27 protein-coding genes and 1 tRNA gene are annotated in these 23,635 nt (G+C 33.4%); 10 read left to right on the top strand and 18 right to left on the bottom strand.

Translation table 11 applies throughout. The features are described from left to right. Window positions 1-740 precede the first annotated feature (740 nt). On the bottom strand, window positions 741-1,205 hold the full coding sequence (gene tnpA / locus ABXQ82_RS08410; RefSeq protein ID WP_367057721.1) for an IS200/IS605 family transposase: 465 nt from the start codon (window positions 1,203-1,205) through the stop codon (window positions 741-743). A gap of 113 nt (window positions 1,206-1,318) precedes the next feature. On the opposite strand from tnpA, the gene ABXQ82_RS08415 reads away from it, so the two are divergent. After that, a complete protein-coding gene (locus ABXQ82_RS08415; protein WP_367057724.1) occupies window positions 1,319-2,815 on the top strand; it encodes a mannosyltransferase in 1,497 nt (498 codons plus the stop codon). Between the two features lie 35 nt (window positions 2,816-2,850). Here the strand turns inward: ABXQ82_RS08415 and ABXQ82_RS08420 are convergent, their stop codons facing one another. From ABXQ82_RS08420 to ABXQ82_RS08455, 8 genes are all read right to left on the bottom strand, one after another. Then, window positions 2,851-3,231, bottom strand: a complete 381-nt coding sequence (locus tag ABXQ82_RS08420; RefSeq protein ID WP_367057727.1) for a hypothetical protein — start codon at window positions 3,229-3,231, stop codon at window positions 2,851-2,853. Window positions 3,232-3,405: 174 nt separating this feature from the next. Then, the gene (locus ABXQ82_RS08425) at window positions 3,406-3,627 is read right to left on the bottom strand and encodes a hypothetical protein (protein WP_367057730.1); all 222 of its coding nucleotides are present in this window, start codon (window positions 3,625-3,627) and stop codon (window positions 3,406-3,408) included. A 20-nt stretch (window positions 3,628-3,647) separates the two neighbouring features. Continuing rightward, on the bottom strand, window positions 3,648-3,968 hold the full coding sequence (locus ABXQ82_RS08430; RefSeq protein ID WP_367057733.1) for a hypothetical protein: 321 nt from the start codon (window positions 3,966-3,968) through the stop codon (window positions 3,648-3,650). A gap of 45 nt (window positions 3,969-4,013) precedes the next feature. Beyond that, window positions 4,014-5,540 carry a bifunctional GNAT family N-acetyltransferase/carbon-nitrogen hydrolase family protein gene (locus ABXQ82_RS08435; RefSeq protein WP_367057736.1) on the bottom strand — a complete coding sequence of 509 codons (1,527 nt, stop codon included), beginning with the start codon at window positions 5,538-5,540 and terminating at the stop codon, window positions 4,014-4,016. A 2-nt stretch (window positions 5,541-5,542) separates the two neighbouring features. After that, a complete protein-coding gene (locus tag ABXQ82_RS08440; RefSeq protein ID WP_367057739.1) occupies window positions 5,543-6,520 on the bottom strand; it encodes a deoxyhypusine synthase family protein in 978 nt (325 codons plus the stop codon). Further along, window positions 6,507-7,442 carry an agmatinase gene (speB, locus tag ABXQ82_RS08445; protein ID WP_367057741.1) on the bottom strand — a complete coding sequence of 312 codons (936 nt, stop codon included), beginning with the start codon at window positions 7,440-7,442 and terminating at the stop codon, window positions 6,507-6,509. Before speB ends, ABXQ82_RS08440 begins: the two co-directional genes overlap by 14 nt. A 1-nt stretch (window position 7,443) precedes the next feature. Then, a complete protein-coding gene (locus tag ABXQ82_RS08450; RefSeq protein ID WP_367057743.1) occupies window positions 7,444-8,913 on the bottom strand; it encodes an arginine decarboxylase in 1,470 nt (489 codons plus the stop codon). A 674-nt stretch (window positions 8,914-9,587) separates the two neighbouring features. Beyond that, window positions 9,588-10,019, bottom strand: a complete 432-nt coding sequence (locus tag ABXQ82_RS08455; protein WP_367057746.1) for a nuclear transport factor 2 family protein — start codon at window positions 10,017-10,019, stop codon at window positions 9,588-9,590. Between the two features lie 217 nt (window positions 10,020-10,236). Here ABXQ82_RS08455 and ABXQ82_RS08460 point away from each other — a divergent pair, with 217 nt between their 5' ends. Then, window positions 10,237-10,515, top strand: coding sequence for an STAS domain-containing protein (locus ABXQ82_RS08460; RefSeq protein ID WP_367057749.1), 279 nt, complete (start codon window positions 10,237-10,239; stop codon window positions 10,513-10,515). A 143-nt stretch (window positions 10,516-10,658) separates the two neighbouring features. Further along, a complete protein-coding gene (locus ABXQ82_RS08465) occupies window positions 10,659-10,937 on the top strand; it encodes an STAS domain-containing protein (protein ID WP_367057752.1) in 279 nt (92 codons plus the stop codon). On the opposite strand, the gene ABXQ82_RS08470 is transcribed toward ABXQ82_RS08465, so the two are convergent. The 6 genes from ABXQ82_RS08470 to ABXQ82_RS08495 form a co-directional block, all read right to left on the bottom strand. Further along, window positions 10,938-12,038 carry a DUF4407 domain-containing protein gene (locus tag ABXQ82_RS08470; protein WP_367057755.1) on the bottom strand — a complete coding sequence of 367 codons (1,101 nt, stop codon included), beginning with the start codon at window positions 12,036-12,038 and terminating at the stop codon, window positions 10,938-10,940. A gap of 144 nt (window positions 12,039-12,182) precedes the next feature. Then, window positions 12,183-12,923 carry a TlpA disulfide reductase family protein gene (locus tag ABXQ82_RS08475; RefSeq protein ID WP_367057758.1) on the bottom strand — a complete coding sequence of 247 codons (741 nt, stop codon included), beginning with the start codon at window positions 12,921-12,923 and terminating at the stop codon, window positions 12,183-12,185. A 10-nt stretch (window positions 12,924-12,933) separates the two neighbouring features. Next, window positions 12,934-15,171 (bottom strand): M56 family metallopeptidase, encoded by a 2,238-nt coding sequence (locus ABXQ82_RS08480; RefSeq protein ID WP_367057761.1) that lies wholly within the window; start codon window positions 15,169-15,171, stop codon window positions 12,934-12,936. Between the two features lie 2 nt (window positions 15,172-15,173). Continuing rightward, complete coding sequence (locus ABXQ82_RS08485) at window positions 15,174-15,539, bottom strand: BlaI/MecI/CopY family transcriptional regulator (protein WP_367057764.1); 366 nt, start codon at window positions 15,537-15,539, stop codon at window positions 15,174-15,176. A 72-nt stretch (window positions 15,540-15,611) separates the two neighbouring features. Then, the gene (locus ABXQ82_RS08490; protein WP_367057767.1) at window positions 15,612-16,475 is read right to left on the bottom strand and encodes a DMT family transporter; all 864 of its coding nucleotides are present in this window, start codon (window positions 16,473-16,475) and stop codon (window positions 15,612-15,614) included. A 175-nt stretch (window positions 16,476-16,650) separates the two neighbouring features. Beyond that, window positions 16,651-18,042, bottom strand: coding sequence for a dipeptidase (locus tag ABXQ82_RS08495; RefSeq protein ID WP_367057770.1), 1,392 nt, complete (start codon window positions 18,040-18,042; stop codon window positions 16,651-16,653). Between the two features lie 115 nt (window positions 18,043-18,157). Between ABXQ82_RS08495 and ABXQ82_RS08500 the strand changes: the two genes are divergently transcribed. Next, window positions 18,158-18,239, top strand: a tRNA-Leu gene (locus ABXQ82_RS08500). Window positions 18,240-18,391: 152 nt separating this feature from the next. On the opposite strand, the gene ABXQ82_RS08505 is transcribed toward ABXQ82_RS08500, so the two are convergent. The 3 genes from ABXQ82_RS08505 to ABXQ82_RS08515 are packed head-to-tail and all read right to left on the bottom strand — an operon-like array spanning window position 18,392 to window position 20,046. After that, on the bottom strand, window positions 18,392-18,769 hold the full coding sequence (locus ABXQ82_RS08505) for a hypothetical protein (protein WP_367057773.1): 378 nt from the start codon (window positions 18,767-18,769) through the stop codon (window positions 18,392-18,394). Window positions 18,770-18,777: 8 nt separating this feature from the next. Further along, window positions 18,778-19,077, bottom strand: a complete 300-nt coding sequence (gene trxA / locus ABXQ82_RS08510; RefSeq protein ID WP_367057776.1) for a thioredoxin — start codon at window positions 19,075-19,077, stop codon at window positions 18,778-18,780. A gap of 12 nt (window positions 19,078-19,089) precedes the next feature. Continuing rightward, window positions 19,090-20,046, bottom strand: coding sequence for a J domain-containing protein (locus ABXQ82_RS08515; protein ID WP_367057779.1), 957 nt, complete (start codon window positions 20,044-20,046; stop codon window positions 19,090-19,092). 344 nt (window positions 20,047-20,390) lie between these two features. Between ABXQ82_RS08515 and ABXQ82_RS08520 the strand changes: the two genes are divergently transcribed. The 6 genes from ABXQ82_RS08520 to ABXQ82_RS08545 all read left to right on the top strand — a co-directional run bounded on the left by ABXQ82_RS08520 (window position 20,391) and on the right by ABXQ82_RS08545 (window position 23,530). Then, window positions 20,391-20,867: an Hsp20/alpha crystallin family protein gene (locus ABXQ82_RS08520; protein ID WP_367057782.1), complete on the top strand. Its 477-nt coding sequence runs from the start codon at window positions 20,391-20,393 to the stop codon at window positions 20,865-20,867. A gap of 100 nt (window positions 20,868-20,967) precedes the next feature. Continuing rightward, a complete protein-coding gene (locus ABXQ82_RS08525; protein WP_367057785.1) occupies window positions 20,968-21,396 on the top strand; it encodes an Hsp20/alpha crystallin family protein in 429 nt (142 codons plus the stop codon). Between the two features lie 39 nt (window positions 21,397-21,435). Beyond that, a complete protein-coding gene (locus ABXQ82_RS08530) occupies window positions 21,436-21,666 on the top strand; it encodes a hypothetical protein (protein WP_367057788.1) in 231 nt (76 codons plus the stop codon). Window positions 21,667-21,710: 44 nt separating this feature from the next. Further along, entirely contained in the window at window positions 21,711-22,166 is a 456-nt protein-coding gene (locus tag ABXQ82_RS08535) for a hypothetical protein (RefSeq protein ID WP_367057791.1), read from the top strand. A 39-nt stretch (window positions 22,167-22,205) separates the two neighbouring features. Further along, the gene (locus tag ABXQ82_RS08540) at window positions 22,206-22,676 is read left to right on the top strand and encodes a hypothetical protein (RefSeq protein ID WP_367057794.1); all 471 of its coding nucleotides are present in this window, start codon (window positions 22,206-22,208) and stop codon (window positions 22,674-22,676) included. Window positions 22,677-22,726: 50 nt separating this feature from the next. Further along, window positions 22,727-23,530, top strand: a complete 804-nt coding sequence (locus ABXQ82_RS08545; protein ID WP_367057797.1) for a patatin-like phospholipase family protein — start codon at window positions 22,727-22,729, stop codon at window positions 23,528-23,530. Window positions 23,531-23,635 lie beyond the last annotated feature (105 nt).

The raw sequence follows: 23,635 nt of genomic DNA on the forward strand, positions 1-23,635 counted from the left end.
TCGACCCTGAAAGGGTCGTATTAAACATATCGCTATTTTGTTTTCTATACCTATTTGAATCTTTGGGATTCTTTTTTATTATATCCATTCAAATAAACAATCTTCTTTTATCCTTTTTTATCCCAAAGGGATGACATCCTTGTAGATTTAATTGGTGTTTATTTATACGACCCTGTCAGGGTCGCATTAAACATATCCTTTTGGCTATACATATTTGAACCCTCCGGGTTCTCTTTTATTCCTGAACCTATGATATGCTTTGTGTTATCCCAAAGGGATTAAATATTTATAGATAAAATTGATATTCTTTTGTCAGACCCCGAAAGTATTAAATATATCGCTATTTTGATTTTATATATATATATTTGAATCTTTCGGATTCTTTTTTACTATATCCATTCAAATAAACAATCTTCTTTTATCCTTTTTTATCCCAAAGGGATGACTTCTTTATAGATTTAATTGGTGTTTATTTATTCGACCCTGTCAGGGTCGCATTAAACATATCCTTTTGGCTATAGATATATGAACCCTCTGGGTTCTCTTTTATTCCTGAACCTATGATTTGCTCTGTGCTATCCCAAAGGGATTAAATATTTATACATAAAATTGATATTCTCTTGTTAGGCCCCCAAAGGCCGCATTGAACATATCGCTATTTTGATTTTCTATACATATTTGAATCTTTCGGATTCTTTTCTAACCAATTATATACCTATTTGAATCCGCAGGATTCTTCTCTATTCAATCCATTCAAACAAATAATCATCTTTATGTTCAATTTGAAACTTTTCTAAAAAATCTTTGTACTCCTCTTTGAACAATTTTGTTCTATGATGTTCTTTTTGATTGTTTATATAAGCAATTACATTATCTAATGCTGAATGGCTATATGAAAACGCACCATAACCCGCTTGCCAAGAAAAAGAATATCTTGAAAACTTCTTTTCCATAATAAACTTATTGGATGATTTTTTTATTTCCCTGACTAAATCTGACAAACAACAACTCGGTTTCAAGCTTATTAAAATATGAATATGATCGGGCATGCCATTTATTGCTAACATTTTTTGCCCTTTATTTTGAACAATGCCTGTAATATATTTGTATAACTCGTCTTCCCAATCAGATTTAATTAGACTATTTCTGCCTTTAACAGCAAAAACTACCTGAATATAAATTTGAGAAAATGTTCCTGCTCCCATAATTTTTAAATACCTCTTTTATTTCAGCTAAACGAATTTAGCCAATTTTAGCTGCAAACCCAAGTAAGTAAAATCATTTACTTAAGACAAACAAATAATTATATATTTACCACATGCTTTTAAACCCAGCTTTTCTAAAACTTAATAAAACGCCGTTATTGTTGGCTTTATCAAGCATCATATTCTATTGGGCATTTGCATACGATTTAGTGAGAACCGATTATGCAAAACTCATTATGCTTTATGCTGCGTTGTTTGTTTTGTTCTATAAACTGGTGCAGCGTTTTAAGAGTAACACCTCATTTTTAACCTATCTAGCTTTCGGGTTTCGGGCCATTTTTATCCTAGCCACCCCCAATTTATCCCAAGATTTTTACCGCTTTATTTGGGACGGACGGATGATTTTGGAAGGGTTTAACCCTTATTTATATACTGTGGAATCTTTTATAAATCAAGATCAATTTCCTGTTGCCCAAACTTTAGAACTTCGGGAAGGCATGGGCGACTTAAATGCAAGCCATTTTACGAATTACCCTCCTATCAATCAACTCTGTTTTGTAATTGCTGGATTATTTGCGGGTAAAAGTATATTAGGCTCCGTAGTCGTGATGCGCCTGCTTATTATTGCTGCTGATTTTGGAACGCTCCATTTTGGCAAAAAGCTTTTAGAGAAACTGAAAATTCCAGCTCATAACATCTTTTGGTATATCCTCAATCCGTTTATTATTATTGAATTGACTGGAAATCTTCATTTTGAAGGTGTGATGATTTTCTTTTTAATTTGGAGTTTGTATTTGTTGCTTGTTGGAAAATGGTATTGGGCTGCAATTGTTTTGGCGCTATCAATTTCTGTGAAACTGATTCCTTTGATATTTTTACCTTTGTTTTGGCAATGGTTTGTTTCGGGAAGATTAGCAAAATCAACAAAAACACCCCTAAAGTCCCCTCAAGGGGACAATGATGACGGCATTGCGAACCGTGTGGCTTCTTCACCTAAGAATGAGATTGCTTCGTCGCTTACTCCTCGCAATGACGTCATGAAGGGAATGACTAAGCTAATTGGATTTTACAGCATTCTAATATTTACCACTCTGCTCCTTTTTGCGCCTTTTTATTCCTCTGAATTTATAAATAATTACTCAAAAACTGTGGCGCTATGGTTTCAGAATTTTGAGTTTAATGGTAGTTTATACTATATAGCCAGAGAAATCGGGTACACCTTTAGGGGCTATAACGAAATTGCTATAATTGGAAAAACAACTCCAATTATCGTTATCCTTTTTGTTTTGATTTTAACCTTCTTTAGAAACAACAAAACACCAATTGAGCTCATAACGGCGATGTTATTGGTACTATCGTTTTACTATTTCACAACTACAACTGTTCATCCTTGGTATGTGGCTACGCTTTTAATATTATCTGTATTTACAAAATACAAGTTTCCCTTGGTTTGGAGTTTTATGATTATTTTGAGTTATCTGGCGTATATAAACCTCAATAAAGCCGATAAATCTGAAAACCTATGGATTATTGCACTAGAATATATGGTTGTTTACGGTGTGTTTATTTGGGAAGTATTCATAAAAAAGGCTCCCAAATTGGAAGCCTAAATTTTATTTAAAAAAGTTAAATTCAGTATTACAACCTATAACTTCTCTAACATAGTTATTGTGTTTACTTCATCTTCGTCTTCGTTACCATGTTCATCTTTTGAAACCTTAACATCTCTATTAAAAGTAATTTTGAATTTAGTATTTACAAAAGCATCAGAATTCAAATCAAAAGTCTTTAACACAGCATCTTCTACTTTTTGAAATGTAAGCGTATGCTCTTCCCCTTCTTTATCGGTTGTTATAAAATTATAACCATAGTCCTCTTTACCATCAAAAGTGGCATAAACTATAAACCCTTCCTGAACTAGAGCATCCGAAATAATTTCATCAGTATTTTCAGTAGATTTAAAACTTGAAAGGGATAACAGGCATAGAACCAGTCCACTTAATACAATAATTTTTTTAGTTTTCATCTGTTTATTTTTATTTTTTTAATTCGACATATGTAACCATGATGAGAAAAATAATCATTCTCTTTTAAGCCTAATGATTATTTTTAATCATCTTGGTTTCATCTTATTATGTGTTATTTTAGATTCTATTTAATTCAAAAAACATGCCATTATAAATATACATAAAACATTTTACTAAAGAGGTTTCAAGCTTTCTACTCTGTAGATAGGCTCATCATCAGTTCCGTCTTCAATAAACGTAATTCTGAAATCTTTATCAATTAAGCTTTCGTCATTTTTTAAATCAAATTGTTTTAAAACGCGAGGGTGCACTTCTTCAAAAGCCAGTTCTTCGCCATTTTCAAACCAAAAATTGTAATAACCGTCTTTGTAGGATTTAAAAGCGGCTGTTCTCATAATATTAAAATATAAAGTTATTAATCTTCTTCTGAATCTTCGTCCACTATATCTGGAGGTTGTACTGCCTCTGGATCATCATCTTCAAAATCTTCATAATCATCAACATCATAATTTTCCATGGTCACTTCTAGTTTGGTACTTACTTTCACCAAATACTTCGTGTCTTCAGTAATCACTTCAACAGCCTCAATCAACTCATTATGCTGATTTTTGAAGGATATAATTTGATCATCATCATAACCATCAGGGTATTTTGCAACTAATAATGCTAAGATTTCTGGCGTTAACTTTTTGAAATCTACAATTACGCGTTTCAAATTATCATTTCTATGTTTCATTTTATGGGTAAAAAAGTTAGTTTAAGTTAAAGATACTATTTCTGATTATTTAACACGAATAACATCATAAAAATCTTTTCTTCTGTCCTTTAAATTTTTAACGGCGCCGAACGAATGGAGTTCTCTTAACAAACTCAAATCGACATCGGCAACCAATATCATTTCTGTATTTGGTGTCGCCTCTGCCTTAATGCCGCTGCTAGGAAACGAGAAATCACATGGCGTAAAAACCGCCGATTGTGCATATTGAATGTCCATATTATTCACGTTTGGCAAATTGCCCACACTACCTGCTATGGCGACATAACACTCATTTTCTATAGCTCTTGCTTGCGCACAAAGTCTAACACGAGAATAGCCGTTTTGGGTATCGGTTAAAAAGGGAACGAAGAGGATATCCATACCTTCATCTGACAGCAATCGTGATAATTCTGGAAACTCTGAATCATAACAAATTAAAATCCCGATTTTACCACAATCGGTATCATAGGTTTGTAATGTATTACCTCGTTGCATACCCCAAACTTTAGCTTCATCTGGTGTCACGTGAATTTTCTCGTAACGCTCAAAACTCCCGTCTCTTCTGCATAAATAACCTACATTATATAATTTATCATCTACCACTTCTGGCATACTTCCGGAAATAATATTGATGTTATAGGAGATGGCCAACTGTTTTAATTTTTCAACAATAGTCTGCGTGTGTTCCGCTAATTTTCTAATGGCCTGAGATTCATGCAAATGATTAAACTCTGCCATTAAAGGGGCATTAAAAAACTCTGGAAACACCGCAAAATCTGATCTATAGGCAGCCACACTATCTATAAAATACTCCACTTGTTGCATTAAATCTTCCAAGGTATTATACGGGCGCATTTGCCATTGTATCAAACCAAGCCTTACAACTGTTTTTACTGAAGCTGCTTTTTTACTAGGTTTGGTGTAATAAATATTATCCCATTCCATTAAAACTGCATATTCGTTTGATGCCGTATCGCCTTCTAAATAATTTTTCATCACACGTACCGGATGAAAATCATTTGAAATTTGAAAATTCAAAACAGGGTCGTGAATTTCTTTACGCTTTACTTTTTCAATGTATTCTTTTGGTGAAAACTGTTTGTTTTTATGATAGTTTGGCATTCTACCTCCAAACACAATGCTCTTTAAATTTAGATTTTCGCAAAGCTCTTTTCTATAATCATAAAGTCGTCGTCCAAGGCGCAAACCACGGTATTCTGGTTTTATAAAAACATCAATACCATATAATACATCGCCTTCGGGATCGTGATTTTTAAATGATTCACCTGAAATAATATCAGCATAGGTATGATTATCGTCTAACTTATCATAATCTACAATAAGCGACAAGGCACAACCTGCCAAATTTCCATCAATTTTAATAACCACTTGCCCTTCTGGAAACATGGTGGTTAATTTCTGGATGTGATCTTTTTTCCAATAGGAATCAAGGACACCACCGTAAGACTCTAAAGTTGCTGCTTTTAATTCCTCAAAATCACCAACTGTGAGGTACTTTAATTCTATATTTTCAATTTTTTTTATGTCCATGATTATTGACCGAGAAGATAAGCAAAAATTAAAGGCGCAACAATAGTTGCATCACTTTCAACAATAAATTTTGGTGTATTGATATCTAATTTTCCCCAAGTGATTTTTTCATTTGGGACTGCGCCTGAATACGAACCGTAACTGGTTGTTGAATCTGAAATCTGACAAAAATAACTCCAAAACGGTGTGTCTGTACGTTCCATATCTTGATACAGCATTGGCACTACGCATATTGGGAAATCGCCAGCAATGCCACCTCCTATTTGAAAAAAGCCTATGCCTTTTGATGAATTATCGGTGTACCAATCTGCTAAAAACGTCATATACTCAATACCAGATTTCATGGTGCTTGCTTTTAATTCGCCTTTTAAAACGTAGCTTGCAAAAATATTTCCCATCGTACTATCTTCCCATCCAGGGCAAACTATAGGTAGGTTTTTTTCCGCTGCAGCGTACATCCAGGAATCTTTTATATCAATTTCATAATACTGCTCTAAAACACCAGACAATAGCATTTTGTACATATATTCATGTGGTAAATAGCGTTCGCCTTTAGCTTCGGCATCTTTCCAGATTTTATGAATATGTTCTTGCAATCTACGGAATGCTTCGTGTTCTGGAATACAAGTATCCGTCACACGGTTTAATCCTTTTTCCAACAAATCCCACTCTTCCTGTGGGGTTAAATCGCGATAATTAGGCATACGTTTGTAATGTGAATGTGCCACCAAATTCATGATATCTTCCTCTAAGTTCGCACCTGTACATGAAATGATATGCACTTTATCCTGACGGATCATTTCCGCAAAACTCTTACCTAATTCCGCTGTACTCATGGCGCCCGCTAAAGATACCAGCATTTTTGCACCATTATCTAATTGCGCTTCATACCCTTTTGCCGCATCCACTAAAGCGGCTGCATTAAAGTGTAAATAATGTGTTTCTATAAATTGAGAAATTGGGCCTTTAGTAGTTGTCATCGTCAGTAAATTTTAAAGTGTTCTTTTTTTGTTCTGTTTTTTGAAATGCATTATCGTATTCGTCTGCTGCATCATCATTCATAAACTTATAGCTTAACATTTTATAATATAATTTAGCCGCTAAAAAGTCTGAGGATTTTTCTTTTTTATTCGGGCAAAGCTCCACAATATCAAATCCTACTACATTTTTCTCTTCAAATACCTGTTTCAAGAATTCTAATGTTTCATACCATAATAAACCGCCTGGTTCTGGAGTTCCCGTACTGGGTAAAATTGAAGGATCGAATGCATCTAAATCAAACGTGATAAATACATTATCGGTCATTTGATCGATAGCCGAATCCATCCATGTATCATCTACAGCCATATCGTGGGCGAAATAGGTTTTCTCCATGTCCATAACCGTTTTTTCCATGATATCCATAGAACGAATCCCAACTTGAATTAAATTGGTGTTTTGGCTCGCTTCATAAACCGCACAAGCGTGATTGCAAGTAGAACCTTCATATGCCTTACGCAAATCTGCATGTGCATCAATATGCAACACCGTCAAACTTGGAAACATCTCGTTAAATGCACGAATAGTTCCAATAGAAATAGAATGTTCGCCACCAAAAACAGTTACAAACTTATTCTTCTTGATGTATTTTTTCGTGGCTTTATGTACCGCATCAACCATAGTTTCTGGCGATGCATTTTCCATAACGGCATCAGCTAAAAACACACCTTGTTGATACACTTCCGTATCGGTTTCGATATCATAAAGCTCCATGTTTTCCGAAGCTTCTAAAAAAGCTTGAGGCCCTTTATCAGATCCTTTTTGCCATGTGCTTGTACCATCATAAGGCACAGGGATTAAAACAATTTTGGCTTGTTCTAATTTTGCTAATTCTTCTGGAATTCCAGCGTATGTAGTCTTCATTTTATTGATTATCGTAATTGTTATGCACTAGGTGTAATGCGCCATTTAAAGGTTTTACTGAATCATGCTCAGGTTTAGAATCGTAACCTAAAATCTTAAGTAAGTCTTCACTTTTTTGTTGTTCAGCAAATAATTCTGTGGTGATGTTTCCATCGGCATCCCTATCAATTAAAATATGCTTTGGCGACGGAATTAAACAATGCTGCAATCCGCCAAATCCACCAATGGTTTCTTGGTAAGCTCCTGTATTAAAAAAGCCGATATATAATGGTTTCTCCTTATTATATTTTGGCATATAAATAGCATTCATGTGCTGCTCGCTGTTGTAATAATCATCACTATCGCAAGTTAAACCACCCAATAAAACACGCTCATAACTATCTTGCCAACGGTTTACCGCCAACATGATAAAACGTTTATTAATCGCCCAAGTATCTGGTAAGGTTGTAATGAACGATGAGTTTATCATGTTCCATTTTTCACGATCGTTTTGTTGTTTTTGGTACAACACTTCGTAAATAGCACCACCACTTTCACCAACGGTAAAACTTCCAAATTCCGTAAAAATATTTGGGACATCAACGCCCTCTTCTTCACAAGTCAGTTTTATTTGATTGATAATTTCATCAACCATATACTCGTAATCAAACTCAAAAGCCAATGAATTTTTTATGGGGAAACCTCCGCCAATATTTAAACTATCGAGCGTTGGACAAATCTTTTTTAAACTCGTATAAACTTTCAAGCATTTTAAAAGCTCGTTCCAATAATAAGCATTATCACGAATACCTGTATTAATAAAAAAGTGCAACATTTTAAGTTCAACCTTTTCATTATTCGCAATCTGATTCTTGTAAAAAGGCACAATATTCTTGTAGCCAATTCCTAAACGAGAGGTGTAGAATTCAAATTTTGGTTCTTCCTCAGAAGCTATACGAATTCCAACATTGAACTTCCCATCAATTTCTTGTGATAGTAAGTCAATTTCCTCGTAATTATCAATAATAGGAATCGCATTTTTATGTCCATTATTAATCAAACGGGCAATATTTGTGATGTACTGTGCACGCTTAAAACCGTTGCTAATTACAAACGTATCATTGGTAATTTTCCCTTCGGCCTTTAAACGCTCCACAATATCAATATCAAAAGCCGAAGAGGTTTCAATATGGATGTCGTTCTTTAAAGCCGTATCTAAAACATGCTTAAAATGTGAGCTTTTTGTGCAATAACAGTAATTGTAATCCCCTTGGTAATCGTGTTTTTTTATCGCGTTTGCAAACCACGTTTTCGCCTTATTTATATTGTTGGATATTTGCGGCAAATACGTAAATTTTAGCGGTGCGCCATACTGTTTTGTTAATTGCATTAAATCAATGTCGTGAAAATGCAACTGCCCCTTATCAACTTTAAATTCCTCTTGCGGAAATTCATAAGTCTGATTGATTAAATCAAAATATTTTGTATTCAATGTATTGTTTTTTTTAATAAAAGTTAAAGATGTAATTGGTGTATTAACTACACGTTAAGCCAATAAAAAAATAACAATATCAAATACGGAATTCCTTCTCGGTAGTAGGCACAAAGGCATATTCATGCTGTATGGCATGTATAGGAGACACGGAAGTTAGCTTTAAAATTCGGTCGCTTAATCTGTAAGCTGCTTTTGAATATGACTTCCTAATTTTCAAAAGCCCGAACATAGAAACAGGTTTCAAAGTGTGTTCAGCTAAAAGCGGCGCAAATGTAATTTATTTTTTAACACACCAAACATTTTCGGGATTTTTTTTTGAATTATTTTTTTGATGCCTGCCTACCTGCCAGATTACCACCCCGAAATGTCGGGAGGTTGGGCCAGACATATAATGATATTGACGGATAGGAAAATCAACCTTGTTATTTACAACATAGAAGTCTCAACAGGTACTATAATACTGCTCTAAGTTTTAGTGTTATATAAAATAGGAACTAAGACATCTCGAGCAAGAAAATCGATGTCTGTAATTGATGAATTGCAGAAGATTAAAGTAGTTTCAAGTAATCTATTTCTAAATACTCCAAATGGGTTTAAATCCATGGAGGATAAGGTTATTATAAACCATAAAGAAATTATCAGAAAAAATCAAGAACACCAAGCGGTATCTTTTAAACAGAAGTATCTGCGATAATCTTCCATTGTCCATTAATTTTTTTAAACACCAACATAAAAATACCATCGGCATTACCAATATCTCTTTTAATGTGAAATTCGCCCAAAACATAATACGAATCAGTTGAAATTTTGGTAATGGCATTAATTTTAAAACTTAATTTACCAGTATAAGCAGCGGTTGGGTAATAGGTTAAATAGTGGTCCAGAGTGTTTTCCCAACCATAGGTTACACCTTTATTTCCATAAAACGCCAAAGAATCGCTTTTCCAATAACCTTCCATATATTTTTCAATATCATTTTCAGACCAGGCAATGCGCTGCTTTTTTAAGACTTTATGAATAGCTTTTATATCATCACTTTCAGAGGTTTGGGCAAACGTGGTATTTAGTGCGAGAAAACAGAGGATTACAATTAATTTTTTCATTATAGTAGGTTTTAAAAAAAATATTTCAAGGTAAAAGTAATCAAATTTAGTGTTTAAAATGTTACTTACCGATGAAATTGACACTCAAATATTTTTCAACCAAAGTATAATTCTATTTGTCGAAAAAAAACATGTTATTTTATTTAACCTTTTATATTTACATCATAATCAGACTATTAATAGCCCAAATTTATTGTCGAACTAAAAATTATTTATCATGGATTTAAGAATTACGAGTTGTAACAACTTCTTCAAGTTAAAAGGAAACCTCAACAAAAACAATGTTGCTATTTTCCAAACAGAATTTAAAAAAGCGTTTAAAAAGTTTAAAAATCTTACTATTAGTGTTGAAGGTTTAGAAAGCGTTGACCGTTTTGGTGTAAAGGCATTGGCAGACCTACATTCAAATTCTTTAAAAAACAACATACAATTAGCCATAGTGGGTTTAGGCTGTAAAGAGCTTTACGACCATTTTAGAACTAACGAAGCAGCGTAGTTTTAACTCTTTTTGATGGTATCAAATCTTAACAAGATTGAATTTATTTTAACAAATTGTGCGAAATGTAAAATATTTTTGTATGTTAGCGGTCTAAATAATCGATGAAAAACCAAATTAATCGATGAAAAACCAAATTTAACATGAAACTTAACATTACCATTTGTAATAATTTTTACAACCTCAGCGGGGTTTTAAATAGCGATACTTCAACATTGTTGGAGCAAGAAATTTATAGTGCTTATACTAAGTTTGATAAACTTACTATAAATATCGAAAACCTTAAATCTATAGATTCTAAAGGTTTAGATGTTCTTGCTAAGTTACATTACCAAGCGGCAAAAGATCAAAAAGAATTTTCAATTATTGGTTTAGGTTGTAAAGAAATTTACGATCATTTTGAATCAAGCGAAGCAGCATAATTATAAAGCAGTTTTCTGCTTTTTGTAAAACGCATCGGCTTGCAATTGCATCAATTCGCGAGCCTTTTTGTGTTTGTATGCATATAGCTCATCATCATTTTCAATGTTGGTGTAAACTTTGTCATTGATTGTGTTTTCTGTATCAACCAATGCTACTCTTTGGTTTTTGTTTTGGAGAATAACACTTTTAACAATATCTTCTTGGTCTTCGAGGTTAAAATCGTAGCTGCCTTTTGGCGCTAATAATTTGGCAAAAATCGGAGCGGTTTCTATGGCTAAAAACAATAGAAAAATAAAGAAAGAAGGTAACCAGGGTAATTTATCCAGAGCGCTTATCCGCGCCATTAAACCATCAAAATTATTGATTATAGGTTGGGAAGTTATTACTTGCATATTGTAATCGCCTTTTAGATCTGCAATTTTTGTTTCAGCGGCTTGAATCTTTGCACGGTTTTCATTTTTGAGAGCTTGTAAATCTCCCAAAGCAGCGTCGTGTTTTTCTCTTTTTTCTTTATAAACAGGTCCTTTTCCTAACAGTTTAGTGCCGGCGGTTCCTTCTGCTTCAGAAATATAGGTGCTGTATAAATTATTAACTTCAGTTTCCTTATTGATAATTTCATTTTGTAGTGTGTTAATTTCAGCGTTTAAAGTTTCAATCTCGGGTGTGAATTGTTGAGCTATTTGATTTTTGTTAGACAAAGTCATTGTGTTTTTTTCTTCCAATAAAACCTGATTGATTTCTTTTTCGAAAATTTTAAGTTCCAATGGTTTTGCAATAACAATAGCGATGATGATTGCTAAAATTAGTCTTGGCGACGCTTGTAAAATTTCATTTAGAACATTCCCTGTTTTTTTAATGGTAGAAACGATATAGCGGTCCAAATTAAAGATGAGTAAACCCCAAATTAATCCGAAAATAATAGAATAAAACAAATTATCAAAAACCGTATAAAGTGCATAGCTACCTGCAATAAATGCCATAACGGCTGTAAAAAACACAGTCGCCCCAATGCCTGCATATTTGTTTTGTTCTCCTGGAGAGCAGTTGTCTAAAATAGAAGTATCTGCACCAGAGCAGATGATGAAAAAGTGCTTTAACATGATGGATTGTTTTTTGATTGACTGACTATTAGAACGCTAAAGCGGGTGGTTTGTTACAAATAATTGATAAAAAAGACCTGTCAGTCCCGACACTTCGGGATTAAAACCTGACAGGTCTAGTAATAAAATTATAGTTTGTCTGTGCTAAAGAAGTTTTTTTATTAACCTTTCAAACTCATCTCCTGTTCCTAGTTTCATTACGCCATTTTGTTTAAAGTAGGGAATACCGCGCTCAATATATTTGATTTCTCCGAGTTTATCAATGAAAATATTTTTTGGATACCCGAGAATACCAATGTCGTTAATATATTTACGAGCGTTCACTAAATGTACATAATTAAATGTATGTGTTTTTAAAAATTGAGTTACCGTCTCTTTATTGTCTGGGGTTATTCCTATGAAATTAACTTGATCTGAATATTTTTTGACCAATTTGTTTAAAACAGGTATTTCTTCAATACAAGGTTTACATCTTGTAAACCAAAAATTTATAATTGTCGGTTTATTTTTTAAATCTGATAAAGACATGTTTTTACCATCAATAGTTTGTAAATTGAAATTAGGCAATTCTTTATTGAGATAGCTATAAATTTTTTCTTCTGGGCGTCTAGAACCATTGGGGTTGCGTTTAATCCTAATGTCTAATTTATATGTTTTTATAATTGAATCGTGAGAAATAATACTATCAATTAATCTTTCATTAATGGTAACCTCTCCGTGCTTTTCTTTAAGCTGACTTGCAATATTCTTTTTATAATCTTCATAGTTGTCTTGGGTAAAAATTCTATCCGAATTATTGGTTTTATAGTATGTTTGAGCTTGGACCGATTTTGTACTACAAATTACTAGAAAAACTATTTTTAGTATTAAAATGTACTGTTTCATGTTCTGTTTTTTATAATTTTTTATGTTTTGTGTCAGTTCTTATAGTGTCTATAGTAATTTTTGTTGTTTGTCTATAGTTATAGATTATATCTTCATTCGATCTAATATTAATTTTTTTCTGGATTGTATCATTAATTTTATCTTTAATCGGAGAAACAGAATCAGCAGTAATAAAAGAAACAATAAGTTTAGATTTTTCGATTTCACTTTTAAGATCGGCTAAATATTGTTCAGTAGCATGCCCTTTAATTTTAACTTTGACAAATAATTTATATTTAATTTGAAAATTATCTCCTTTATTGGCATATTTGGTAGCCATTAATTGATTTTTAATGTCAATAATTTTTTGAGAAAGATGGTTGAATTCAACTTTTTGGTTATCCACAAATATTTGTCTGTCCTCATTTATAAGAATACTTATTTGATGATTATTTGAGGTGTGTATTGGTTTTTGAGTTTTTTTAGAAACTCTTAAGCCATATTTTTTTACATGTTCTAATGTCTTAGGATGAAAATAAGGAAATACTTCGGAACTTGCTTTTTCCTCTTTTGTCATAGCTTTATAGAGATCGAACATTCTTTGTATTTCTCTAATTTTATGGGTTCTCTCTTTTAAACTCTGATTGTTGTACTTTTTAGCTAGTGTATTGTATTCGATTGCTCTTTCTGGAAAATCACTTTTTTTAGATTTAATTATAGAATTTATATTTGGTATTTCTGGTGCTTTTAAAAGGTTTGCTTTTTCTAAAGTTTCAACCTCTAACATTCTATAAAACTCATCTAGTTGCCATTTTAAAATTTTTAATTCTGAATTATCAGGCCTATCAGAATTTAAAAATACTTTAATTTCATTTTTGTACTTTGATAATAATTGTTGGTAAGTTCTTAATCGATAATCTTCAAGATTCTTTTTATGTCCTTTTTCTGTGTTCAACATGTATCGTTTTGATTCATAAGTTCCTTTGTTTGGATCACTATCTATGGCGAAACTATTAGAGTAGCTATAAATAGCCTGTCGATTATAATTATTTAATTCCTCTTTTCTTATATATTCTCCATCAATAAAAAACACCAAGTCTGTAGAGTTTTTCCAGCTATCAAATTCTGCTTGAGTTGGATGATTTGGAGTTGGTTTTATTTCAGAAGATTTGAAAAATTTACTAAAACGAGCATTGACCAATCTTCTTTGTTCATAAGTCATAAGGCTAAAAATTGCCATAAGCCTACTACTTTGACTATGCCCTATTCTATCATCTTCATTATATTTTTCCATGAAATCATTATATTCTTGCATCATAGCTTCAGTAGCGCCTTCGCCTTCCTCTAAAGTAACTTCAATAATTTGATTTTTATTTGAATTTTGACTTTCTTCAACTGTAATTTTTTGACTAAACCCATAAATTAGAATTGCAAGTAAGGGAAGCACAACAAGACTTCGAAGCCAATTTGCTGTTCTTGATGTTTGTGTTTTCATAATTGTAAATCGTTTTTTGATTGATGAATAATTTATGGCATTTGCCAATGATGAATATGATGTGTTAGCTGAGAACGACAATAGGGTGTTTTGGTACGTTGATGCATCTATACCTTGATTTAAAACGGCTCGGTCTGCTAAGAACTCATGGTTTAATTTGATGTCTTTTTTAATGAAATATAACAACGGATTAAACCAAAATAATATTTGCAGTATTTCAATATATAGAATATCCAAAGCATGTTTTTGTTTGGCATGGGTTTGCTCATGTAGTAATACTTCTTGAGGTATTTTGTTTTGTTCGTAATTTGTTTTATTGAGAAAAATGTACTTAAAAAATGTATGTGGTGTTACTAAATCTTCCAATAAAACAATGATAAAGTTTTTGTTTTTATGCCTCGGATTCAATCTAATTCTCGAAAAAAGTTGGAATAAATTTTTAAAGAATCTGAAAGAAAATAGAATAACTCCAAGCGCATAAATAGTCCATAAAATGGTTGGTAAATAATCCCCTATTGTTTTTGTTTCACTTATTTCAGCATTTTGAGGTGTTGCATTATTTTGAAGTGCAGAAACATCTGAAAATTGTGGTTGCTGTATTTCTACTACCACGTATTCTGTAAAAGTGATAAACGGAATGCCCATTGAAATGATAAGGATAGCAATTAAGTAAAACCGCTTAAAAGTATGTGCGCTAGTTTTTTCTAAACACAATTTATAAAACAGCATAAAAAGGGCTAAACAAGCACTAGATTTTAATAGTATGGCTAACATGACTATTTGTTTTTGATTTCGTTGTCGATTAATTTTTTAAGGTCTTCCAGCTCTTTTTTTGTCAGATTGGTTTCTTTGGTAAAAAAAGAGGCGAATTGGGAAGCACTATCATTAAAAAAGTTTTTAATGAGTCCGTTTACGTGTTTTGAGAAATAGTCTTTCTTTTTTACAAGCGGGTAATATTGTCTTGAATTTCCAAACAAATTATAAGCTATAAATCCTTTGTCTGTCATTCGTTTTAATAAGGTTGCAATTGTTGTGGTTGCAGGTTTTGGCTCTGGGTAGGCTTCTAATAAATCTTTCATGAACCCTTCTTCTAGTTTCCATAAACGATTCATTAGTTCTTCTTCGGTTTTTGATAGTTGCATCTTCTACAGTATTAGAATTTATTCTACAAATGTAGAGCAAAAAAGCATATTCTACAAATGTAGAAGTACTTTTTAAGAAGATTTTCGAGACCGAACACTCTCAATAATAACCGTAGAAATAATTAAAGTGCCACCAATAAATGTGTTTGAAGTTGGTATTTCGTTTAAAAAAATATAGGCCAAAATGATACCAAAAATTGGTTGCGTGCTTAAAATAATACTTGCGGAACTTACTGTAAAATGTTTTAAGCTATTAATGAATAACGAATGTCCAATAGCAGTTGCAACTAATGCTAACATAATAATATACGGGTATTGTGTTTTTATATTTGAGGTGTCAAAGAAATATAACACAGGTAATAAAAAAACGGTAACTATCAGAAGCTGATACATCATTACCATAATACCGTTATAGCCTGCTGAACCTCTTTTCAAAATTATGTTTCTAAGCGAAAATAAAACGGCAGAAATCACACCCCAAACCACACCTTTAAAATGCGAATTTTCTAGATTTAACTCTGGGGCCAATATGTAGATTCCAATAAACACCAAAACAGCCAGAAGCAAGTGTGCCCTATTAAATTTTGCCTTGGTTAATAAAGGTTCTAAAATTGCCGTTATTGCAGGAAAAGTATATAAGGAAAGCATCCCAATTGAAACATTTGAAATTTTTATGGAATAGAAATAGGTAATCCAATGTGCACCTAAAAATAATGCACTAAAGAAAAACGTTTTTCTGTCCTTAGCGTTTTTTATAGTTAGATTAATTTTTTTAAACCTACAAAATAGATAAAGGATAAGTAACGCAATAGACGATCGCCACCAAATGATAACCGCCGCTGGCATGTCTATATACTTGCCTAAAACTCCCGCAGAACTTATTAAAAGAGTTGCAAGACTAAGTTCTAAAACGTTATTTAAATGCGAATTTTTCATAAAAAAAGCCTAAGCTCATATTAGGGATCGTAGTGAAACATTTATGTTCATGAATTCTATTAGTATAAAATGAAAAAAAATAGGAATAAAAGCCCACGGGGAGGTACGACCGAGGATTTGTAGCGAATATCCCGATCCTTGTGGCAATACCCAAATTACATGCGCTAAAATAATTTCAGTATTTTGATAATTCTGTGAAATACTTATAAAAATAAGGGATGGTTTCAATGCCTTTTAGGTAATTCCATATTCCGAAATGTTCGTTTGGGGAATGTATGGCGTCGCTATCGAGACCAAAACCCATTAAAATGGTTTTACTTTTTAGCTCTTGCTCAAATAGCGCGACAATTGGGATGCTGCCACCACTACGTTGTGGTATTGGCGTTTTGCCAAACGTATCTTGATAGGCTTTACTTGCGGCTTTATAGCCAATGCTATCAATGGGCGTTACGTAACCTTGACCTCCATGATGTGGCGTAACTTTAACTTTAACACCTTTTGGTGCTAAACTTTCAAAGTGATTTTTGAATAATTCGGTAATTTCCACCCAATCTTGATGTGGCACCAAACGCATGGAAATTTTGGCATAGGCTTTACTCGCAATGACAGTTTTTGCGCCTTCGCCTGTGTAACCACCCCAAATGCCGTTTACATCTAGAGTTGGTCTTATGGAGTTGCGTTCGTTGGTTGAGTAGCCTTCTTCTCCGTAAACTGCATCTATATTTAATGCTTTTTTGTAGTTTTCTAAGTTGAAAGGTGCTTTTGCCATTTCGGCACGTTCATCTTTTGATAACTCTTCTACCTTATCATAAAACCCTGGAATGGTAATATGATTGTTTTCATCATGGAGCGATGCAATCATTTTGGTCAATACATTGATAGGGTTAGCAACTGCGCCACCGTAAAGTCCAGAATGCAAATCGCGATTAGGCCCTGTAACTTCTACTTCAACATAACTTAATCCTCTTAATCCTGTGGTTATTGAAGGCACATCGTTAGCAATCATGCCTGTATCTGAAATTAAAATGACATCGTTCTTTAATTTCTCTTGATTGTGTTTTACAAAAGTTGCCAAATTTGCGCTCCCAACCTCTTCTTCTCCTTCAATCATAAATTTTACATTGCATGGCAATTGGTTGGTAGCGGTCATAAATTCCATCGCCTTAACGTGCATGTACATCTGCCCTTTATCATCACAAGCACCACGGGCAAAAATTGCACCGCCTGGGTGTTTTTCTGTCTTTTTAATTACAGGTTCAAATGGTAGTGAGTGCCATAAATTTACGGGGTCTGGAGGTTGTACATCATAATGTCCGTAAACCAGAACGGTAGGCAAGTTTTTATCAATTGTTTTTTCGCCGTAAACTATGGGGTAACCGTCGGTTTTGCAAATTTCAACGGTATCGCAACCTGCTTTTTCTAGACTAATTTTAATGGCATCAGCTGTTTTTAAAACATCATTTTTGTATGCAGAATCGGCACTTATAGATGGGATTTTTAAGAGTTCTATAAGCTCGTTTAAAAATCGGTCTTTGTGTTCTGAAATATAATTCTTAATATTATTCATGAAGTGAAAATATGGTTTCTTTCAAAAGTATAAAAAAGAATGTTTTTAAGGCGCATTAAGTTTGCAATTTAAAAATGTTGTTTATATTTGCATCCCGATAATTATCGGACTACCAGCGGGCGTGGTGGAATTGGTAGACACGCTAGACTTAGGATCTAGTGCCTCACGGTGTGGGAGTTCGAGTCTCCCCGCCCGCACTTTAAAGGAAAAGCCGATACAAAATGTATCGGCTTTTTTATTAATTTATGTGTCTCACAACATACAGATTTCAAGACGAGCCATCTCTTAATAGTATCCAAAACAAGAGCCAAAAACATTTCAAATATTGGTTTAAATGAATTTTCTGTAGTTATACTTTAATTGGTGTTGCAAAATTATTTTCAAATAAAATTTCTGCCAAAGCCAATTGTAAATTTGCCACATACTTATTTTTAGGATTGGCATTGAGGACTACCAATGCAAACCCTAATTTAGAGAGCTTACAATCTTTCACCAACTGACCTTCTCGATGTGTGTATAATGATCTGAAATGCTGCGATACCTCTAAATGCAGCGTTTCGGTAGCCACTATGGCTTTTTTTATCGCCCCATTTATGTCTTCCAAATCAAAATCTTTATTGAGAAGATTGCTCGCGAGATAAGTCATTTCTTTACCATAAAACATATCCATAAAATGTTTTATAGCATTTGCTGTCTCATACTTTTTTTGATATACTATGATTTCCATTTTTTCACTTATTTATGCTTATCAATAATTTTTTGTAATTGTTGTTTACTCTGCACTCCAGATTGGCGCCAAACCATCGCCCCGTTTTTAAACAAAACTAATGTGGGCACACCTCTTACTTGATATTGTTCCGCAATTTGAGGGTTTTTATCTATGTCTATTTTTATAATCCGAACGCTATCCTGAACTTCTTTTGCCAATTCGCTAATTATCGGACTCTGTGCTTTACAAGGACCACACCATGTGGCGTAGAAATCTACCAGAATAGGTTTTGCATCATTTATGATATCTTTAAAATTGCCTTTCATAGTTTCGAAATTTTAAACCGTTTGTCCCTTACGGATGTCTTTTAATTTTCTAAATAATTCTTCCTCTTTAGCTGTCAGTTTTTTAGGGATTTCCACCTTTATAGTTACTAACAAATCGCCGTAGGTTTTTGGGTTATTATACTTTGGCATTCCTTTTCCTTTTAGGCGTAAGGTCTTTCCGTTATCGGTGCCTTTTGGTATGGTCATGTTCACATAGCCGTCAATGGTTGGTATTTCAACTTTACCTCCTAAAATTGCTGTGTAAAGGTCAATGGTTTTGGTGGTCAAAAGGTCATTCCCTTTTCGTTGAAATCTCGCATCTGGTTGCACACGGAGCATGATATACAAATCACCATTTTTACCGCCATTGCCTCCTGATCGCCCTTTTCCCTTAATTTTTAACTTTTGACCATCATATGAACCAGGTTTTACGGTAATTCGTAATTTTTTGCCATCGAGCTCAAATGTGCGTTTGCTACCATGATAGGCTTCTGTAAAAGTTATAGACATTTCAGCTTCAATATCACTTCCAGAATAAGGTCTTGTTCTACGTTGAGAACGTCCTTGAAAACCTCTTGAAGCACTCCCGCCACCAAAGAACATATCAAAGAAACTAGAAAAACCGCCTTGACCTCCTTGACCTCCAAAAAATTCTGAAGGATCACCCTCATAATAGTAGGTGCTGCCCTGTCCTGAATTCCCGTATTGGGCATGCTGTCTCCAATCTCCTCCTGTTTGCTCATAAGCTTGCCAGTTTTCGCCTAATCTGTCGTATTTTTCTCTTTTTTCTGCATCGCTCAATACTTCATGAGCTTCGTTTATTTCTTTAAACTTTTCTTCGGCCGCCGGATCCCCATGTGTCTTGTCTGGATGGTATTTTGCAGCTAATTTTCTGTAGGCTTTTTTTATGTCTTTTGGTGTTGCTGTTTTGTCAACACCAAGAATTTTATAATAATCTTTATATTCCATTTTTTATTGGTTTAACGTTGTTAATGGAGGTTTTATCGGTATTGAACTTGTTTAATCTATGGCAAAATAAATACCAATTATGAAGTAGTACTATTTTTAACCATGGGACTATAATTATGTCAGATTTTATAGGATTGGCACTCGAAAAACACGACATATTGTCATGCTTTTCTATGCATATAAGCGTCATTATGTCGTGCTTAAGACTTCCCAAAGCATCATTTTATTATAGAACATCTTAAAAAATATCATTTTTAAACTTTGGCATTTCATTTGCTTAAATAGTTGTGAAATCCTGAGTGATTTCAAATTTGAAATGATGTTTAATTTAAATTTTTATTATTATGACCACATTAGTTAATGTTCCTAAAAATCGAGGTTTAGCAAACACTAATTCAGGCTTAAACCTTCCTATTTGGTCTAAATGGATTGACGAAATGTTCACTAACGACCTCCCATCGGTATTTACTTCAAACTTTAATACCGGCATTTCTTTGCCAAAAGTAAATATCAAGGAAAGCGCAGATGCTTTTATAGTAGAAATGGCAGTTCCAGGTCTTAAAAAATCCGATTTCCACATCGACCTAGACAATCAATTGTTATCAATTTCTACGGAAATGAAAGATGAAAATGAAAATAACCAAGACAACTATACGCGTAGAGAGTTTGGCTATGCTTCGTTTAAAAGATCTTTCACGTTACCAGAAAGTGTAAATGATTCTAAAATTGATGCGAGTTATAAAGATGGCATTTTAAGCATTCACTTGCCTAAAAAAGAAGAGGCTAAACAAAAGCCGGCTAGATCCATCAAAATCTCGTAATCACAAAATTTATTTTTTTATTGACGAAGGAATTTGGGGCTGAAACGCCAGCCCCTTTCTTTATCAAAAAAAGGTCTAACTCTTAAAATAGTTTTTAGAAATGAAAGTATTTGGAAAAGAAATAGGCAAAGTCATTAAATTCCCACCTTTTATAGATCAGTTTGTGGGCAAACTATTGCCTAAACGTCAAAATGAAGAGATGGTAAGTATCCCGTCCACCAATATTAGCGATGAAGACAAGGCGTTTGAACTTTCTATTGCCTTGCCAGGATTAGATAAAGATGACGTACAAATTGAAGTCAAGGACAACTACCTCACTATTAGTGCGAAATCTGAAACACAAAATGAAGAGAACCATAAAAACTGGATACGAACTGAATTTGTAAGTCATTCTTTTTACAGGGCCTTTGAATTGCCTTCAAATGCAAATCCTGAAAAAATTGATGCCAAAATGAAAAATGGACGATTGGATATTAAAGTGGGCAAGAGAAATACTGCTACATCTCGAAAAACTATTTCAGTAAATTAATGAGCACTTACGTTTAACAACTATTAACTTATTTTAATCATGCCAAAGAAATTTAAACCAGGTGATTGGGTAAAATTAAAAGGAAGCCCAAATAGACCAAAAATGGAAGTGCTAAAATATGTGTCAAAAAAAGAACCGATTTTTGGTTTTATAAATGATGACACCTTTTTGGAATGTGTATGGTATAAAAATGGAGAGCGACGGTCAGAGGTGTTTCATCAAAATAGATTAATAAAACTAAATGAAACATCTGGCATATTCAAAACATGATCATGCCAACAGTATTAACGATGTATAACCAAAAACATAGAACAATGAAAACATATATTTTACTTTTAATGGTAGGCTTATTCAGCTTAAGCTGTAACAGTCAGAAAAAAGAAGAAACAGTTGCAGAACAACCCGAAGGGACTTGGAAAGTTGAAAAGGAATTTGATGAAAACGGAAATTTAATTAGATATGACAGTATCTATTCTTGGTCTTCTGATGGCAAATGGGATGGTATATCTTCATTAGATAAGGATAGCTTGTTACAATCATTTGAATCAAAATTCTATAGAAACTTTTCGCATTTCAAAAATGAAGGATTCGATGATGTTTTTACAAAAGATTCACTTTTTAGTAATCATTTTTTTAATGACGATTTTTTTAAGAGTGATTTCGGCAAAGACTTTATAGACATTGACAAAATAAGACAACGAATGATTGAAAGACAAAAGCAGTTTTTAGAAAAATACCGATCTGAATTCATAAAACCCGAAGACGAATAAAAGTCAAGACTAGATATAAAATTTAAGATTCTTCAAATCATGAAAAAAACAGCATTAGTTATAGCAACATTGCTTTTTGTTTGCAAATTTGGTTTTGCTCAATTAAGTTTTGAGGTAGTGGAAGAAAAACTGCCATACAGCCATTGGGCAACCAGCTATACCACAAACATTATTGGCTATGGACAAGATTTTGTGTTGCAAAAATGGCAAAACCATATTGGCGAATTAGGAGGCAAAACCTATGTAGAATCTATGCATAGAGGCAATATAGAATTACGATCCGAAAACGTAAAATTCCCAATACTTAATGATGAAAAGGTTACTATATATACAAGACTCAAACCAAATAGCACTTTAACAGGGGTTATGATCACGCTATGGATTCAAACAAAAGACGGGACATATTTTTCAACACAAACACATCCTGAAGAAGCAAAAAAAATGAAAAAATGGATGATGGAATTTAATGTAAATCTTAAAAAACAAAACCAAAAAATTATTTATAACTAACAGTTAGAAGTCAACATATCACTAAATAAGAATTAAATTAGTTCTGTATCATGATAAAAACAAGTAGCACAATTTATAAAACCATAGGTCTTGTGCTTTCAGGGGGTGGCGTAAAAGGCATTGCCCATATCGGGGTTTTAAAAGCACTTTTAGAGCGGGACATCTATCCTGATGTGATATCCGGTGTAAGCGCAGGAGCTATAGTTGGCGCATTGTATGCAGATGGAGCATCCGTTGAGGACATGCTTCTTTTTTTTAAGGAAACGCCATTGCTCAAGTACAACTTTGTGTCCATCAACAAACCAGGACTATTTGATACAGATAAATATTTGCCATTTTTTGAAGATTATTTTTCTGCACACCACTTCGAAGATTTAGAAAAGAAGTTGACCATTGTGGCTACCAACTTGCAAAAAGGGGAATCTAGGTTTTTCAACAAAGGGGAATTGTTTCAACCGCTACTAGCCTCAGCAGCTTTACCGCCAGTTTTTAGCCCGGTATTAATAGATGGCTGTTTTTATGCCGACGGAGGTATTATGAATAATTTTCCCGTGGAGCCTTTGATAGATGATTGCGAATTAATTATTGGCTCCTATACAACCTCAATGAGAGAGATCGGCAAAGGTCAAATAAAGAATTCTTTTCAAATTTCGCAACGCACGAATCTTTTAATGCTCCATGCCAATTCAAGGGAAAAACTTTGTATTCCCGACCTGCTTTTCGTCCCAAAAGAACTTGACAAAATAGGCATATTTGATAAAAAAGGTATTGATAAAGGGTTTACGATCGGATATGATTTTGCTCGTAGAAAACTAGATGTGTTTTTACAAGACACCCACACTAAAAAAATATAAGCGAATAAATTTAACACACTTTTCTGTAACATTTTAAACGTTAGTAAGTCTTCATAATATCGACTAACGCAATAATTCGTAATTTTGTTATACAAAAATTTTCTT

It is taken from the genome of Algibacter sp. 2305UL17-15 (assembly GCF_040720935.1).
Classification (GTDB): domain Bacteria; phylum Bacteroidota; class Bacteroidia; order Flavobacteriales; family Flavobacteriaceae; genus Jejuia.

Excerpts from the sequence above, each read along its gene's own strand:
- tnpA (WP_367057721.1), bottom strand. The coding sequence starts at position 1,205 with ATGGGAGCAGGAACATTTTCTCAAATTTATATTCAGGTAGTTTTTGCT.
- ABXQ82_RS08415 (WP_367057724.1), top strand. The coding sequence starts at position 1,319 with ATGCTTTTAAACCCAGCTTTTCTAAAACTTAATAAAACGCCGTTATTG.
- ABXQ82_RS08420 (WP_367057727.1), bottom strand. The coding sequence starts at position 3,231 with ATGAAAACTAAAAAAATTATTGTATTAAGTGGACTGGTTCTATGCCTG.
- ABXQ82_RS08425 (WP_367057730.1), bottom strand. The coding sequence starts at position 3,627 with ATGAGAACAGCCGCTTTTAAATCCTACAAAGACGGTTATTACAATTTT.
- ABXQ82_RS08430 (WP_367057733.1), bottom strand. The coding sequence starts at position 3,968 with ATGAAACATAGAAATGATAATTTGAAACGCGTAATTGTAGATTTCAAA.
- ABXQ82_RS08435 (WP_367057736.1), bottom strand. The coding sequence starts at position 5,540 with ATGGACATAAAAAAAATTGAAAATATAGAATTAAAGTACCTCACAGTT.
- ABXQ82_RS08440 (WP_367057739.1), bottom strand. The coding sequence starts at position 6,520 with ATGACAACTACTAAAGGCCCAATTTCTCAATTTATAGAAACACATTAT.
- speB (WP_367057741.1), bottom strand. The coding sequence starts at position 7,442 with ATGAAGACTACATACGCTGGAATTCCAGAAGAATTAGCAAAATTAGAA.
- ABXQ82_RS08455 (WP_367057746.1), bottom strand. The coding sequence starts at position 10,019 with ATGAAAAAATTAATTGTAATCCTCTGTTTTCTCGCACTAAATACCACG.
- ABXQ82_RS08460 (WP_367057749.1), top strand. The coding sequence starts at position 10,237 with ATGGATTTAAGAATTACGAGTTGTAACAACTTCTTCAAGTTAAAAGGA.
- ABXQ82_RS08465 (WP_367057752.1), top strand. The coding sequence starts at position 10,659 with ATGAAACTTAACATTACCATTTGTAATAATTTTTACAACCTCAGCGGG.
- ABXQ82_RS08470 (WP_367057755.1), bottom strand. The coding sequence starts at position 12,038 with ATGTTAAAGCACTTTTTCATCATCTGCTCTGGTGCAGATACTTCTATT.
- ABXQ82_RS08475 (WP_367057758.1), bottom strand. The coding sequence starts at position 12,923 with ATGAAACAGTACATTTTAATACTAAAAATAGTTTTTCTAGTAATTTGT.
- ABXQ82_RS08480 (WP_367057761.1), bottom strand. The coding sequence starts at position 15,171 with ATGTTAGCCATACTATTAAAATCTAGTGCTTGTTTAGCCCTTTTTATG.
- ABXQ82_RS08485 (WP_367057764.1), bottom strand. The coding sequence starts at position 15,539 with ATGCAACTATCAAAAACCGAAGAAGAACTAATGAATCGTTTATGGAAA.
- ABXQ82_RS08490 (WP_367057767.1), bottom strand. The coding sequence starts at position 16,475 with ATGAAAAATTCGCATTTAAATAACGTTTTAGAACTTAGTCTTGCAACT.
- ABXQ82_RS08495 (WP_367057770.1), bottom strand. The coding sequence starts at position 18,042 with ATGAATAATATTAAGAATTATATTTCAGAACACAAAGACCGATTTTTA.
- ABXQ82_RS08505 (WP_367057773.1), bottom strand. The coding sequence starts at position 18,769 with ATGGAAATCATAGTATATCAAAAAAAGTATGAGACAGCAAATGCTATA.
- trxA (WP_367057776.1), bottom strand. The coding sequence starts at position 19,077 with ATGAAAGGCAATTTTAAAGATATCATAAATGATGCAAAACCTATTCTG.
- ABXQ82_RS08515 (WP_367057779.1), bottom strand. The coding sequence starts at position 20,046 with ATGGAATATAAAGATTATTATAAAATTCTTGGTGTTGACAAAACAGCA.
- ABXQ82_RS08520 (WP_367057782.1), top strand. The coding sequence starts at position 20,391 with ATGACCACATTAGTTAATGTTCCTAAAAATCGAGGTTTAGCAAACACT.
- ABXQ82_RS08525 (WP_367057785.1), top strand. The coding sequence starts at position 20,968 with ATGAAAGTATTTGGAAAAGAAATAGGCAAAGTCATTAAATTCCCACCT.
- ABXQ82_RS08530 (WP_367057788.1), top strand. The coding sequence starts at position 21,436 with ATGCCAAAGAAATTTAAACCAGGTGATTGGGTAAAATTAAAAGGAAGC.
- ABXQ82_RS08535 (WP_367057791.1), top strand. The coding sequence starts at position 21,711 with ATGAAAACATATATTTTACTTTTAATGGTAGGCTTATTCAGCTTAAGC.
- ABXQ82_RS08540 (WP_367057794.1), top strand. The coding sequence starts at position 22,206 with ATGAAAAAAACAGCATTAGTTATAGCAACATTGCTTTTTGTTTGCAAA.
- ABXQ82_RS08545 (WP_367057797.1), top strand. The coding sequence starts at position 22,727 with ATGATAAAAACAAGTAGCACAATTTATAAAACCATAGGTCTTGTGCTT.